We start from the raw sequence: 12,747 nt of genomic DNA on the forward strand, positions 1-12,747 counted from the left end.
CTGGGGAGCGATCATCCGGCACCGCCTTCCAAGGCGTCACGCACCGAACAGCTGCTCGATCCGGACCGCTTGAGTGACAGCGTAAAGAGCGCCTCAGGAACCCTGCGGGAGCACCAAGTCCCGAATCCGTCGACTCAGCTCCCGCTTTCCCTTTGCATTGGCCCCCCGCCAAGCCTGCCGCGCGGCAGCGATGAAGCGCTCCTCCGCGGGATCCGGCGCATCGGCGACGAGGTCTTCCTTGTCGAGCCAGCCGGCATCGACATCGCAGTGCCGCTCGATCTGCCGAGCCAGGGTGTCGCCAATGGGCCGCGAACTCTTGATCTGGCTCCACATGCTGGGCGAGATCTCGAGCTTCTTCGCAAAGGCCTGGTCCAGCCCCTTGGCCGGCAGGCCGGCGGCGATCGCCTGTTCGAGAAAGCGCCGATGGAGCAGCAGCGCATTGCGGCGACGGATGACGGTGAGAGGGAGCACTGTTCAAAAACAACAACGAGACAGGAAAAGATTGTCGGGCCTGTTGACGCCTCAGTAAAGACTATTTACAGTCCACTTCCTTCGCGGCTTCGGCCGCATGAATTTCATCAACGCAAGCAGGAACCATCGTGAACGCAGCTCCGAGTCTCACCAGCATTCGACCCGCATCGGGCCGGACGTTCGTGCGCGTCTCGTCGTGCGGCGAACTCGGCAACCTGCCGTCGACGTTCGATCTGCGCCTAAGCCCCATGCACGCCACGCACGCCGACTTGTGGGCGCAAGCGCATGAGGATCAGGTGCCACCGGGTGGAGGGCGCGCGTAGGCGCGTACCTTCAAGCTCTCTTTTGCAGAGGCCCGGACACCGAAAGGTTCCGGGCCTTTTTGTTTTTCAACGAGCGGCATGCCGCCCACATCTCGCAGTGCCATGCATCGTCATCGCCTGCCTCTTGCAGTGATCGCGCTGCACAACACCATGGTCTCGACCCGGTGGACGTTCATTAAAAACTTGCTGCGAGGCGCGACCGAACACTGGATCGGATCGCCGCTTCGCATGATGCGGAACCCGGGCCTTGTGCCCGGTGTCCGCTCCATTTCGGGTGTGTCTTCACCACACCGCCAGGGATCAGCCGCGTGGACGGCCTGGCGGGATGTGCAGGGACGTGGACCATCCCTGTGCAGCGATGTCGACGGGGCAGCGCGCTCGACGCGTTGCTCATCGCGTGAGGGCACAACCGAAATGGATCATTCAAGCCCCGGTGACGGAACTGGCATACGTGTCCGCCTTAGAAGCGGAATTCTGGGAGTTCGACTCTCCCCTGGGGCACCACTTGTCGTTTCAGTCCGTGCGTATGTAGCTCAATTGGCAGGGCACTGATCTCCAAAACCAGCGGTCGAGGGTTCCACTCCTTCCACGCGCGCCAACTCTTCTTGTCTCGTTCGTCTAGTGGCCAAGGACATCGGGCTTTCATCCCGAAGATCGCGGGTTCGACCCCCGCACGAGACGCCAGCTTCAGATTTCCGTGTGTGGCGCAGCAGGCAGCGCGCGTGCTTTGGGAGCACGAGGCCGCAGGTTCGAGACCTGCCGCACGGACCAGACCTTGTTCCGCTCACTCAGTGGCCAGAGTGCCTCCCTGTCCAGGAGGAAGCCAGGGGTTCGACTCCCCTGCGGAACGCCAGCATTTCTCCCGCGTTAGCTCAATGGACCAGAGCACCTGCCTACGAAGCAGGGGGTTGCACGTTCGAGTCGTGCACGTGGGACCAGCCTTCATGGATCGTGAGCAGCACTGGCGACTGCAGCGGACTGCAAGTCCGCAGAGACCGCTTCTCGGCTCCGATCCACGCCTTCATCCTCAACCTCAGCACAGGAGCCACCATGCGCAGACGCCACACCCCGATACGCACGATCGTCGTGCAGCCCGCCAAGCCGCGCAACCCGGTGGTCCTCGCCGTGGTGAAGGGGCTCGCGACCTTGGCCGGCCACCGGCACACAGCCAATCTACGTGCGCGCGAACGCTTCGAGCGCATGGACCTCGACCAGCGCGTGCGAGAGATCGGCGAGTGGTGAACACGGCCGAGCATTCGTTTGCCAGATTCTTCCCGAACCGACCCGGCCATGAAAGGAGGCCACCCATGCACCCACACCACAGCCACGTGCTGCAACTCGACCTCCAGGGCACGCCGCAGGCGTGGATCTCGCTCGAGCACGCGGCGCTCCATGTGGCCACGGGTTCGGTCGCGTGGGTCGACGGCGACGGTCCTTTGGCCTCGTTGCGCGGCGGCTTCAATGTCGCGCGCGGCCGGCAGTCGGTCATCGACGTGCATCCGATCATTGCGCTCAACGGCGCTTCGCGCGTCAACCTGTTCGACGTGGCGCCCGCCTTCGGCAAGGGCAAGCTGTTCCGTCGCGACCGGATGACGTGCGCCTACTGCGGCCAGCGCTTCGCGGAGCGCCATCTGCAGTGCGAGCACATCGTGCCGGAATCGCGCGGTGGACGCTGGACCTGGATGAACCTGGTCAGCGCCTGCGGTGCGTGCAACGGCCGCAAGGCCGACCGCACGCCGGAGGAAGCGCGCATGCCGCTCGTCTACTTGCCGTACGTGCCGAGCCGCTTCGAGGGATTCTTGCTCGAAGGCCGGCGCATCCGCGCCGACGTGCACGAATGGCTGGCCGCGCGCCTGCCGAGAGGATCGCGCCTGAGCTGAGGAATGTCTCCGCTCGGGAGTCAAAGAATCTGCTGAGGACAGCGAACGCTCACGGGCCAGGGGTTCGGACGAAAGTCCGCCCCGCCGGTGTACGTCATCCGGATTCGTCCGTGGATGTCGTACATGCCGCGCCGTTGGAATCAGCCGATGCCGGTCATCGATGGTTTGCACCGCGAGGTGCCGGGTTCGATTCCCGGATGACCACCACTGGATAGCTCAGTTGGGTAGAGCAACGACCTCAAACGTCGTCTGTCGCGGGTTCGAATCCTGCTCCAAACCTGGATTCCAAATCCAGCGATCGAAGGGTCGAAAGACCCAGCCGAATGCGCGCAGTGGGTGGATCGCCGCAATGGCACGGCTTGCCGTGTCCGCGATGTATGAAGCCCTCTGCACGTCAGCGGTGGCGGTTCGGCGCTGAACCCGCCCGGCCCGCGCCCGCGGCCAGCCGAGGTGATCACCGGCAGGTGTTCGCCGACGCGCACCGTGACGCCCGGCCCGTGGCTGTTCAGCGCCCGCCGCCATCGCTGTAACGGCACCTATTCGTCAACACGCAAGAGAACAAGGAGAACAAAACATGAAGATCAAGCGTGTCACTGTGAAGAAGAACGAGCGCGGCCTGCTGCTGCGTAACGGCGACTTCGATCGCGTGCTGCAACCCGGCACGCACTGGCTGTTCGACGGCATCGACACCTTGCGCGTTGAAACCTTCGCGCTGGAACAGCCGGCGTTCACGCACGGCCTGGCCGAATACTTGATGGCCAGGGAGCCGGCGGTGGTCGCGGCCGAATTCGTTCGCGTCGAATTGACCGAAACCCAGGTCGGCCTGCGTTCGGAGAATGGCGTCCTGGTCGAAGTACAGGCACCGGCCACCCGGCGCCTGTACTGGAAGGGCCTGGTCGACGTGACGGTCGAGGTGATCGACATCGCCGAATCGGCCGAAGTGCCGGCAGCCGTCGTGGCGCGTCTCGTGCAGACGCAGATGCGCCAGCGCGCGGTGACCGGTCTTGGCGGCGTGCTGCAAGTGCAGGTGCCCGAACACGGCGCCGGCATCCTGTGGATCGACGGCAAGGTGGAGCGAGTGCTCGAGCGGGGCTCGTACGCATTCTGGAAATTCAACCGGAACGTCGTGGTGGAACTCGTGGATCTGCGTCTGCAGGCGCTCGAAGTGGCGGGTCAGGAGATTCTGACTCGCGACAAGGTCAGCTTGCGGATCAACCTGTCGGCCACCTGGCGCTACAGCGATGCGCGAAAGGCGCACACCCAACTGCAGAAGCCCGCGGAGCACCTGTATCGCGAGTTGCAGTTCGGCTTGCGCGCGGCGGTGGGCACGCGCTCGCTCGACGACTTGCTGGAAAGCAAGACCGTGATCGACGAGGTTGTGACCACTCACGCGCACGCCAGGCTCGCGGCCTATGGCATCGAGGTGGACGGCGTGGGCGTGAAGGACATCGTGCTGCCGGGCGAAATGAAGACCATCCTCGCCAAGGTGGTCGAGGCCGAGAAGGCCGCCGAAGCCAACGTGATCCGTCGCCGCGAGGAAACCGCGGCCACGCGCTCGCTGCCCAACACCGCCAAGGTGATGGAGGGCAACCCCGTGGCCTTGCGCATGAAGGAGCTCGAGACGCTGGAACGCGTGGCCGAGCGCATCGACAAGATCTCCGTCTTCGGCGGTCTGGACCAGGTGCTCAACGGGCTGGTGAAGCTGCGTTGAGCAGGCTCATCAACTGAAAAGAAACATCATGAAGAACGAACAACTTCCGGCCATCGAGACGCCGGTGAAAATCAAGCAGCCGCCGGTGCTTTTCGGAAAAACGCAGGCACTGATCGCCCAACTGGCCGACCGGCTCGGCGCACCGCTGATCGCCTATTGGAACGGCCCGCGCGGCTCGGTGTGCCACAGCGACGTCGTCGCGATGTACCACGTGCTGCAGCGGCTTGGAGAGCACGAGGTGATCTACCTGTTCCTGAAGTCGAGCGGCGGCAGTGGACAGGTGTCGCTGCGCCTGGTGAACCTGCTGCGGCAGCATTGCCGACGCCTGGTCGCGCTGGTGCCGCTGGAGTGCGCGTCGGCGGCGACGATGGTGGCGCTCGGCGCTGACAGCATCCTGATGGGCCCGACGGCCTATCTCACCGCGGTGGACACTTCGCTGAACCACTCGCTGTCGCCGGTCGATCGAGACAACGACCGAGTCGGTGTCAGCCTCGACGAACTGCAGCGCGTGATCCGCCTATGGCGCGAGCAGCAAGGCGACGTACCCGAGAACGCGTACAAGTCGCTGTTCCAGTACGTGCATCCGCTGGTGATCGGCGCGGTGGACCGGGCGGAGTCGCTGTCGATCATGCTATGCCGCGAACTGCTGGCCTACCACATCGTCGACGAGGTCAAGGCCGAGGCAATAGCGGGCGCGCTCAACGGCAAGTACCCTTCGCACAACTATCCCATCCTGCTGGACGAGGCGGTGAAGATCGGCCTGACCGCCGCGCGCATGCCGGCTGAAGTCGCCGCCCTGCTGCTGCAGCTCAACGCGCTCTACAGCGAGATGGGCCAGAAGGCCACCACCGACTTCGACGAGCAGCGTGCACACAGCAATGAGATCGCCAACATCTGGGAATCCAGCGGTGCACAGGTGTACTACCAGCAAGACAAGGACTGGTTCTACCGTTCCGAGGAGCGGCGCTGGATCACCCTGAACGACAACAGCGGCTGGCGTCGCATCGAACGTATCGGCTCGCGCCTGCGGCGCGGCGAGCTGCACGTGGCTTGATGCGCGACGATCGCAAGGAAAACCACCATGAACGAAAAAAACTACATAGAGGAAGAAGTCGGCGACGGCGTGCCCATCAAGATGTGGACGCGCGGCGTGCCGGTCGAAGACGAAGCGAAGAAGCAGCTCTTCAACGCAGCGCGCCTGCCGGTCGTGTTCAGGCACATCGCGGCCATGCCCGACGTGCACCTGGGCATCGGCGCGACGGTGGGCTCGGTGATCCCGACCCTGCGCGCGATCATTCCGGCGGCCGTCGGCGTGGACATCGGCTGCGGGATGATGGCCTGCAAGACCACGCTGCATGCGAACGACCTGCCGGACCACCTCGGGCCGCTGCGCACGGCGATCGAGCGCGCGGTGCCGCACGGCGCGTCGCCGCGCCAGCGCGGCCGCGATCAAGGCAGCTGGGAGAACCCGCCCGATGCGGTCGACCAGGCCTGGGCGACGCTGGCGGACGAGTTCGACGCGCTGTGCGAGCTGCACCCGCGCCTCAGGAACACGAACAACCGCAAGCACCTGGGAACGCTCGGCAGCGGCAACCACTTCATCGAGGTCTGCCTCGACGAAGCCGGCGCCGTGTGGCTCATGCTGCACTCGGGTTCGCGCGGCGTGGGCAACGCGATCGGCACGCACTTCATCGCGCTCGCGAAGAAGGACGCCGAACGGCACCAGCGCCATCTGCCCGACCAGGACCTCGCGTACTTCGAGGAGGGGGCACAGTATTTCGGCGACTACGTGCGCGGCGTGGGCTGGGCCCAGAGCTTCGCGGCGCGCAACCGCGAAGTGATGATGGCCAACCTGATCGCGACCGTGCGCCGTGTGATCGCCAAGCCCTTCGAGTCGCACGTCGAGGCGGTGAACTGCCACCACAACTACGTGCAGCAGGAACGCCACTTCGGCGAGGACGTGTTCGTGACCCGCAAGGGCGCGGTCAGCGCGAAGCGCGGCGAGCTGGGCATCATCCCGGGCAGCATGGGCGCGCGCAGCTTCATCGTGCGCGGCCTCGGCAATCCCGAGAGCTTCGAGAGTTGCTCCCACGGCGCCGGCCGCGTGATGAGCCGCACGAAGGCGAAGAAGCTGTTCACGGTCGATGACCAGATCAAGGCCACCGAAGGCGTCGAATGCCGCAAGGACAAGGACGTGATCGACGAGATCCCGATGGCCTACAAGGACATCGACGCGGTCATGGCGGCGCAGAAGGACCTGGTCGAGGTCGTCCACACCTTGAAGCAGGTGGTTTGCGTGAAGGGGTGAGCGTCAAGCGCTGCTACGAAGTCGCCGGACCGTCGCCGGGGGAAATGACGCGCAGCACATCGCGCGCGATCGATTCCATCCATCGCTGGTCGCTCTTCAGCACCGGGTCCGCGAAGGCCTTCTCGAAGGTGGGGCGGACCATCTTTGCGTAGTTCAAGGTGCCGAGAATGATCGTGAGGATGACGACGGCGGGAAGGTCGCGGCGAACCAGGCCGGCGGATTGCGCGTCGTCCAGCAGCTTCAGGCTGCCCGCCAGGAAAGCTTCGAGCGGCCTCGCTTGCGCCACCTGGATCCGTTCGGAGTTGTCGAGCAACTCGCGCGTGATGAGCTTGAATCCCGTCGGCCTCACCTGCATCCATTCGACCTGGAGTTCGACAAAGGCTTGCAAGCGCTCCTGCAGGCTGCCGGCCGATTCGAAGCGCTTGTGCAGGCGTTCCATCAATTCTTCGGCCTGCTGCTCGAGGACTGCCCGGTACAGCTCCTCCTTGCTCGGGAAGTGGTGGAGCAGCCCGGGATTTCCGACATCGCATTCACGCGCGATGGCCGACAGCGACCCGCCTTGAAATCCATGCTCGGCAAAGTGATGCTCCGCGCGGTCGAGGATGATTTCTTTGCGGGACTTGGGTTTGCTGGGCATCTCGCGATTGTAGGAACGGGCGCTCAGTGGATCGCCCGCTCATGCCCGACCCAATAGGTCGCGCGCAGCTCGCGCATGAGCAGCTTGCCCGACTCCGTGCGCGGAAGCGCTGCGACGAAGTCGACCGTCTTCGGGCACTTGAAGTGGGCGATGTGGGCCCGCATGAAGTGGATGAGGTCAGCCTCGCTGGCCGACGTGCCCGGGCGCAGGACCACGCAGGCCTTGACGGATTCGCCCCATACGGGATCAGGGACCCCGATCACTGCGCCGTCGGCCACGTCCGGGTGCTTCATCAAGGTGTTCTCGACCTCCGCCGGATAGATGTTCTCGCCGCCGGAGACGATCATGTCCTTGATCCGATCGCTCAGGAACAGATAGCCGCCCTTCAGGTAGCCGGCATCGCCGGAGCGGAACCAACCGCCCGAAGCGTCGCGCCCTTCCGGAAACGCCTCCCGCGTGGACTCCGGCTTCCCCCAGTACTCCCTGAAGTTCCGATCGCTGCGGATCCAGACCTCTCCCACGCGCCCCTCGTCCATGTCGGTCAGTGCGACGGGATCGACAACCCGCAATTCCACGCGAGACATCGGTCGACCCGCCGAGCGCAGCAGTTCGGCGCCGCGCCGATGGTCCTCGGGCGTCAGGGTGGTGACCACGCCGGACACCTCCGTCAAGCCGTAGATCTGGGAGAAGTCGCAATCGAAGACGTCCATCGCCGCGCGAAGCACGGGCTCGGTGATCGGAGACCCGGCGTACGCCATGAGTCTGAGACTGCCGAAATCCAATTCGCGCGCAGAGGGCTGCGACAGCAGGAAGCTGATCATCGCGGGCACCACGAGCACATGCGTGATCTTCTGGCTCGACAGCGCCGAGAGGTAGTCCTTCGGATTGAATTCCTTGAACGTCACGCATCGGCAGCCTGCGTAGATCGGGAACAGAAGAAGCAGCATCCCCGCGATATGGAAGGTCGGCAGCGCATGCCCCAGCGTGGCGCTCGGGTCGAGCTTCCACGCCTCGGAAGTCACCTGGCAGGCGGAAAGCAGTCCGCGATGCGTCAGCACGACCCCCTTGGGGCGGCCTGTGGTGCCCGATGAATAGATATGGAGCGCCTCGTCCTCGAGCGCGATCGCGCGGTCCGCGGTACGGTCGTCGAAGCTTGCGTACCAGGTATCGAGCCGCAAGTGATCGCTGCCGGCGCCATCGACCACGAAGGCGCTCGCGCCGCATTGCGCGACGACGTTCGACACGCGGGCCAGAATCTCCGCATCCGCGACCAGCACCCGCGCACCGGAGTCCTCGAGAATGAATTGGATCTCGTCCGGCGCGAGGCGCCAGTTGATCGGGACGCAGACCGCGCCGATCTTCATGGCCGCAAACACGAGAAGGGCACAGTCTTCGGGGCTTCTGGTCAGGATCGCGACGCGGCTGCCGGGCCCCATCTCGAGCGAACGCAGTGCATTCGCGAGTCTGCTCGTGCGCCGGTCGATCTCGGCGAAGGTGACGGACTGCGCGCCGGAAGCGAACACCGTCGCGTCCGGCGTTTCACGCGCCCTTCGGCCAAGGCAGTCGATCAGGTTCGTTTCGTTCATTTCTTGTCTCCTGGTTTTGTATTCGTGCGACGCGCAGCCACCCGTCGACCGGGTCGCCGGCTTTGCATCGCTGATGAAGCGCCTGGCGCTCAGCGCCCGGCTTGCAGGTCGGCCATTTGCTGCTGGAGCTGCGAATGAAAGCGCGGCGCGCTGTATTCGAAGGTGCCGAAGGTGAGCACGTCATTGGCGCCGGACGCCAGGCCCCTTTGAATCGATTCGGCCAGTTCGTAGTCTTCCGCCAGGGTGCGGCGATACAGGTCGACGTTGGCTTGCCAGTACGCCGTCGCCTTGTCCGAAGCCGGCGCTTCTGGAATCAGCGTGAGCTCATGCACGCGCGTCCGGGTGGCGCCGAGGGGCTCCAGGCTGCTGAGTTGCGCGTGGTCAGGCTGGACCAGGATCGTCGTGTTCGGGAAGAAGAAGTAGGTCAGGTTGCCGTACTTCCTCGGATCGAAACCTGTCGCCTCGGGCGCGTCTTCCGAGAACCTCGCCTTGATGAGATAGAGGCGCCGGTTGAGGTCGAACTCGTCGACGATCTGCATGTTGTCCACGAACATGTGGGCGATGGTCTTTCGGTGGGCGACCTTGAAGTGATAGGCCTCGAAGGCGCCATCGACCAGCAGCTTCCAGTTGGCTTCGACCTCGTAGGAGCGCGGCGCGAACGCCACCGGGGCGCCGAGCCCCGCCAGCGATTCCAGGTTGTTCATCAGCGACCCCAGGCTCTGGTTGGGATCCTTCTGCGACAGTTCCGGATCGAGGATGACCCAGACCAGCCCCGCGCGCTCGACCGTGGCCAGCTTGCGCAGTCCGGATTCTTCCTGCTTGAGGCACGGGAAGCCGAAGGATTGGGGCACACCCCGAAGCGCGCCATCGGGCTTGTAGGTCCACGCGTGATAGGGACAGACGAACGCGCGCGCATCGCTGCCGCTGCCCTCGGGCACCACGCGGGCGCCACGATGGCGGCAGACGTTCACGAAGGCCTGAACCTGCCCGCTCTCCTGGCGAACCAGCAGCAGCGGGATGCCGAGGTGGGTCATCGAAAGCCAGGCCCCGGACGATGCGAGCGACGATCCTGCTGCAACGGCTTGCGGACAGCGGCGCAGCAGGTTCAGCTCCTGGGTCGCCCCGGCGTCGCTCGTGTAGCGGCCGACCTCGACCTGGCCACCGTGGGCATCCGCGTCCGCTCGCTCCGCCTGCATGGCGGCGGTCGCTCTGCGATGGAGATCGGCGGCAAAGTCTTGGCTCATCGGGGTGTCTCTCGGTCGCGTGAATCGGGATCGATCAAAGTTTGTCGGCCGCAGTTTACCGACTGACTAGTCAGTCCGTCAATTCGGCATGCTTCGCCCGGTCGAACAGCGACGACCCGCAGCGGTCTCGAGGTCGATATCCGTTCGACCGGCCCGCCTCAGCGAGGCGCGTGGGCCGCGCTCAGGCAGGATTCGAAGGCCAGCACGGTGCGTGAAGGCTTGGGCGAGCGCCGCATCAGGCTGACGAAGCGGCAGGCGTAGTTGAAGCGCTCGGGCAGCACCGCCTTCATCGCGCCGCGCTGTTCGAAGACCTGGGCATAGTGGTCGGGCAGGAATCCGAGAAAGCGTCCCGAGAGGATCAGCGTGGCGATGGCCTCCTGGTCGAAGCCGGTGGCCTTGCGCGCCAACTGGGCCCGGTGACTCAGCTCCATGTTCGGCGAGTGATAGCCGAGGCCGGCGAAGTCGTGCTCGCGCAGCCGCGACCAGGTCAGCTTGCCGTGCGGACCTTTGAACAGCGGATGCCCCGCGCCGCAGTACAGCAGCATGGTTTCATCGAACAGGTCCCCGTAGACCAGGCTCTGCGAGCTGCGGTGCGCCGGAATGATGCCGATCTGGAACTTGCCTTCCAGCACGCCCTGCTCGATGGCGTTGATCGAGCCCACGTGCACGGCCAGGCGCACTTCCGGCGCGATCTCCGAGAAGCGCGCGATGGCCTCGCTGATGCGCGCCTTCGGATTGGTCGCCGTCTTGTCGAACAGCGCCACCTCGAGTTGCCCGCCCATGCGGTTGTGGATGTCGTCGATGCTGCCGCGAAAGGCGTCCACCGAGGCCAGCAGCCGCAGCGTCTCGTCGTAGACGCGCTGGCCCTCGGCCGTGAGCGCGAAGCCGGCTCGCCCGCGCCGGCACAGCACGAGGCCGAGCCGCGTCTCCAGGTCCTTCACATGCCGGCTCACCGTGGAGGTGCCGATGTTCAGCTCCAGCTCGGCGGCCGCCATGCCGCCGCAATCGACCACGCTCTTGAACACCTTGAGCAGGCGCAGATCCATGTCGCTGAGCTGTCCCAGCACGGCGCGGTTCCTGGCAACGCTTTCGGGGGATGTCTTTACTTGCATAAAGTGTCAAGTGAACATTGATATTGCACCATTCTCCACACTGAACGGTCTGCGAACAATCCACCCACCTTATTTCCCTTTCGGAGCCCGCATCGAGCGGGAATCGCCATGACCCTCGCAACGCCCGCCATCGAACCCACGCCCGCCCTGCGGACCGACGCCGCCTGGCTCGACGCGCACTGGATGCCCTACACCGGCAACCGCAACTTCAAGGCCGATCCGCGGATCATCGTGGAGGCCAAGGGCGCCTATTTCACCGACAGCGACGGCCGCAAGATCTTCGACGGCCTCTCGGGCCTGTGGTGCTCGGGCCTCGGCCACGGCCGCCCCGAGATCACCGAAGCGGTGAGCCGCCAGATCGCCAAGCTCGACTATTCGCCCGCCTTCCAGTTCGGCCACCCGCTTTCGTTCGAGCTGGCCAACAGGATCAAGGAGCTCACGCCCGCCGGGCTCGACTACGTGTTCTTCACCGGCTCGGGCTCCGAAGCGGCCGACACCTCGCTCAAGATGGCGCGCGCCTACTGGCGCACCAAGGGCCAGGCGGGCAAGACGCGCCTGATCGGCCGCGAGAAGGGCTATCACGGCGTCAACTACGGCGGCATCTCGGTCGGCGGCATCGCCGCCAACCGCAAGCTGTTCGGCCAGGGCGTGGAAGCGGATCACCTGCCGCACACGCAACTCGCAAGCAACGCCTTCACGCGCGGCATGCCCGAGACCGGTGCCGAGCTGGCCGACCGCCTGCTCGACCTGATCGCGCTGCACGACGCCTCGAACATCGCGGCCGTGATCGTCGAGCCCTTCGCGGGTTCGGCCGGCGTGGTGATTCCGCCCCAGGGCTACCTGAAGCGCCTGCGCGACATCTGCACCGCGAACAACATCCTGCTGATCTTCGACGAGGTGATCACCGGTTTCGGCCGCTGCGGCGCGCTCACCGGCGCGGAAGCCTTCGGCGTGACGCCCGACATCATGAACATCGCCAAGCAGGTCACCAACGGCGCGCAGCCGCTGGGCGCCGTGGTCGCCAGCAAGGAGATCTACGACACCTTCATGGCCGTGGGCGGCCCCGACTACATGCTCGAGTTCCCGCACGGCTACACCTACGGCGCGCACCCGGTGGCCTGCGCCGCCGGCATCGCCGCCCTCGACGTGCTGCAGAAGGAAGACATGATCGGCCGCGTGAAGGCGCTGGCGCCTCACTTCGAGAACGCCGTGCACAGCCTCAAGGGCAGCAAGCACGTGGCCGACATCCGCAACTACGGCCTCGCCGCCGGCCTGACGATCGCCGCGCTGCCCGGCGAGCCGGCACGCCGCCCGTACGAGATCGCGATGAACTGCTGGAAGAAGGGCTTCTACGTGCGCTATGGCGGCGACACGATCCAGCTGGCGCCGCCCTTCATCGCCGAGAAGGCCGAGATCGACCGTCTCGTCAACGCCCTGGCCGACGCCCTCGCCGAAACCGCCTGATCCCCCACCGA

General features: G+C 65.3%; 11 protein-coding genes and 7 tRNA genes. 13 read left to right on the top strand and 5 right to left on the bottom strand.

What is annotated here, in order from left to right:
* Positions 1–93 precede the first annotated feature (93 nt).
* Positions 94–471: a hypothetical protein gene (locus AC1DYK_RS23025; protein ID WP_478168413.1), complete on the bottom strand. Its 378-nt coding sequence runs from the start codon at positions 469–471 to the stop codon at positions 94–96.
* 750 nt (positions 472–1,221) lie between these two features.
* Here AC1DYK_RS23025 and AC1DYK_RS23030 point away from each other — a divergent pair.
* From AC1DYK_RS23030 to AC1DYK_RS23085, 12 genes are all read left to right on the top strand, one after another.
* Positions 1,222–1,298, top strand: a tRNA-Leu gene (locus AC1DYK_RS23030).
* 18 nt (positions 1,299–1,316) lie between these two features.
* A tRNA-Trp gene (locus AC1DYK_RS23035) sits at positions 1,317–1,392 on the top strand.
* Positions 1,393–1,401: 9 nt separating this feature from the next.
* Positions 1,402–1,478, top strand: a tRNA-Glu gene (locus AC1DYK_RS23040).
* An 11-nt stretch (positions 1,479–1,489) separates the two neighbouring features.
* Positions 1,490–1,565, top strand: a tRNA-Pro gene (locus tag AC1DYK_RS23045).
* Positions 1,566–1,571: 6 nt separating this feature from the next.
* Positions 1,572–1,647: transfer RNA gene (locus AC1DYK_RS23050), tRNA-Asp, on the top strand.
* Positions 1,648–1,655: 8 nt separating this feature from the next.
* A tRNA-Arg gene (locus AC1DYK_RS23055) sits at positions 1,656–1,732 on the top strand.
* A gap of 112 nt (positions 1,733–1,844) precedes the next feature.
* Entirely contained in the window at positions 1,845–2,036 is a 192-nt protein-coding gene (locus AC1DYK_RS23060; RefSeq protein ID WP_478168414.1) for a short-chain dehydrogenase, read from the top strand.
* Positions 2,037–2,101: 65 nt separating this feature from the next.
* On the top strand, positions 2,102–2,674 hold the full coding sequence (locus AC1DYK_RS23065; protein WP_478168415.1) for an HNH endonuclease: 573 nt from the start codon (positions 2,102–2,104) through the stop codon (positions 2,672–2,674).
* Between the two features lie 209 nt (positions 2,675–2,883).
* Positions 2,884–2,949 (top strand) — tRNA-Leu (locus tag AC1DYK_RS23070).
* Between the two features lie 299 nt (positions 2,950–3,248).
* Complete coding sequence (locus tag AC1DYK_RS23075; RefSeq protein ID WP_478168416.1) at positions 3,249–4,385, top strand: slipin family protein; 1,137 nt, start codon at positions 3,249–3,251, stop codon at positions 4,383–4,385.
* 28 nt (positions 4,386–4,413) lie between these two features.
* Positions 4,414–5,439 (top strand): hypothetical protein, encoded by a 1,026-nt coding sequence (locus AC1DYK_RS23080; RefSeq protein WP_478168417.1) that lies wholly within the window; start codon positions 4,414–4,416, stop codon positions 5,437–5,439.
* Positions 5,440–5,466: 27 nt separating this feature from the next.
* The gene (locus tag AC1DYK_RS23085) at positions 5,467–6,693 is read left to right on the top strand and encodes an RtcB family protein (RefSeq protein ID WP_478168418.1); all 1,227 of its coding nucleotides are present in this window, start codon (positions 5,467–5,469) and stop codon (positions 6,691–6,693) included.
* Positions 6,694–6,706: 13 nt separating this feature from the next.
* Here the strand turns inward: AC1DYK_RS23085 and AC1DYK_RS23090 are convergent, their stop codons facing one another.
* The 4 genes from AC1DYK_RS23090 to AC1DYK_RS23105 form a co-directional block, all read right to left on the bottom strand.
* The gene (locus AC1DYK_RS23090; protein ID WP_478168419.1) at positions 6,707–7,330 is read right to left on the bottom strand and encodes a TetR/AcrR family transcriptional regulator; all 624 of its coding nucleotides are present in this window, start codon (positions 7,328–7,330) and stop codon (positions 6,707–6,709) included.
* 23 nt (positions 7,331–7,353) lie between these two features.
* Entirely contained in the window at positions 7,354–8,916 is a 1,563-nt protein-coding gene (locus tag AC1DYK_RS23095; protein WP_478168420.1) for a long-chain-fatty-acid--CoA ligase, read from the bottom strand.
* Positions 8,917–9,005: 89 nt separating this feature from the next.
* Positions 9,006–10,160 carry an aromatic ring-hydroxylating oxygenase subunit alpha gene (locus AC1DYK_RS23100; protein ID WP_478168421.1) on the bottom strand — a complete coding sequence of 385 codons (1,155 nt, stop codon included), beginning with the start codon at positions 10,158–10,160 and terminating at the stop codon, positions 9,006–9,008.
* 158 nt (positions 10,161–10,318) lie between these two features.
* On the bottom strand, positions 10,319–11,272 hold the full coding sequence (locus tag AC1DYK_RS23105; RefSeq protein WP_478168422.1) for a LysR family transcriptional regulator: 954 nt from the start codon (positions 11,270–11,272) through the stop codon (positions 10,319–10,321).
* A gap of 108 nt (positions 11,273–11,380) precedes the next feature.
* Between AC1DYK_RS23105 and aptA the strand changes: the two genes are divergently transcribed.
* Positions 11,381–12,736: an omega-aminotransferase AptA gene (gene aptA / locus AC1DYK_RS23110; protein WP_478168423.1), complete on the top strand. Its 1,356-nt coding sequence runs from the start codon at positions 11,381–11,383 to the stop codon at positions 12,734–12,736.
* Positions 12,737–12,747 lie beyond the last annotated feature (11 nt).

The organism is Variovorax sp. P2_H12 (assembly GCF_056403395.1).

Coding starts and splice junctions, on each gene's coding strand:
- AC1DYK_RS23080 (WP_478168417.1), top strand. CDS start 4,414: ATGAAGAACGAACAACTTCCGGCCATCGAGACGCCGGTGAAAATCAAG.
- AC1DYK_RS23100 (WP_478168421.1), bottom strand. CDS start 10,160: ATGAGCCAAGACTTTGCCGCCGATCTCCATCGCAGAGCGACCGCCGCC.
- AC1DYK_RS23095 (WP_478168420.1), bottom strand. CDS start 8,916: ATGAACGAAACGAACCTGATCGACTGCCTTGGCCGAAGGGCGCGTGAA.
- AC1DYK_RS23075 (WP_478168416.1), top strand. CDS start 3,249: ATGAAGATCAAGCGTGTCACTGTGAAGAAGAACGAGCGCGGCCTGCTG.
- AC1DYK_RS23060 (WP_478168414.1), top strand. CDS start 1,845: ATGCGCAGACGCCACACCCCGATACGCACGATCGTCGTGCAGCCCGCC.
- AC1DYK_RS23065 (WP_478168415.1), top strand. CDS start 2,102: ATGCACCCACACCACAGCCACGTGCTGCAACTCGACCTCCAGGGCACG.
- AC1DYK_RS23105 (WP_478168422.1), bottom strand. CDS start 11,272: ATGCAAGTAAAGACATCCCCCGAAAGCGTTGCCAGGAACCGCGCCGTG.
- AC1DYK_RS23085 (WP_478168418.1), top strand. CDS start 5,467: ATGAACGAAAAAAACTACATAGAGGAAGAAGTCGGCGACGGCGTGCCC.
- aptA (WP_478168423.1), top strand. CDS start 11,381: ATGACCCTCGCAACGCCCGCCATCGAACCCACGCCCGCCCTGCGGACC.
- AC1DYK_RS23090 (WP_478168419.1), bottom strand. CDS start 7,330: ATGCCCAGCAAACCCAAGTCCCGCAAAGAAATCATCCTCGACCGCGCG.